Source organism: Micromonospora inaquosa (assembly GCF_003857055.1).
In the GTDB taxonomy this organism is placed as follows: domain Bacteria; phylum Actinomycetota; class Actinomycetes; order Mycobacteriales; family Micromonosporaceae; genus Micromonospora; species Micromonospora inaquosa.
Map to the genome: position 1 here is coordinate 1 of NZ_QGSZ01000001.1, position 625 is coordinate 625.

The following is a 625-nucleotide window of genomic DNA, read 5'->3' on the forward strand; positions in this document are numbered from 1 at the left end:
GGTCAGGACTTGGCCAGGCGTTCCAGGGCTCCCCGGGCCACCTCGGGACGGGTCGTGTACCAGAACGGCGGCAGCGAACGGCGCAGGAACGGCCCGTAGCCGCGGGCCGTCTCCAGCCGGGAGTCGAGCACCGCGACCACGCCCTTGTCGCCGGTCGCCCGAATCAGCCGGCCCACACCCTGAGCCAGCCGGACCGCCGCGATCGGCACGCTGACCGCCGCGAAGCCGGAGCCGCCACCGGCATCCACAGCCGCGGCGCGGGCCGCCGCCAGCGGCTCGTCCGGGCGCGGGAAGGGCAGCCGGTCGATGACGACGAGCTGGCAGGCGTCACCCGGCACGTCCACCCCCTGCCAGAGCGACATCACCCCGAACAGGCAGCTGGCGCGCTCCTCGCGGAAGCGACGCACCAACAGCGGCAGCGCCTCCTCACCCTGGAGCAGCACCGGCAGGTCGGTCCGCGCCCGCAACAGCTCCGCCGCCTGCTGCGCGGCCCGCCGGGAGGAGAAGAGCCCCAGAGTACGACCACCGAGTGCCTGGACCAGCCCGAGCAGCTCCTCTCCGGCAGCCTCGGGCAGCCCGGAGACGCTGGGGCGGGGGAGGTGCGCGGCGACGTACAGGATGCCCT

General features: G+C 74.9%; 1 protein-coding gene. It reads right to left on the reverse strand.

Annotated elements, in window-relative coordinates:
- Nucleotides 1-2: 2 nt before the first annotated feature.
- On the reverse strand, nucleotides 3-625 hold a 623-nt coding region (locus DLJ59_RS00005), incomplete at its 5' end, for an ATP-dependent DNA helicase (protein WP_279635716.1).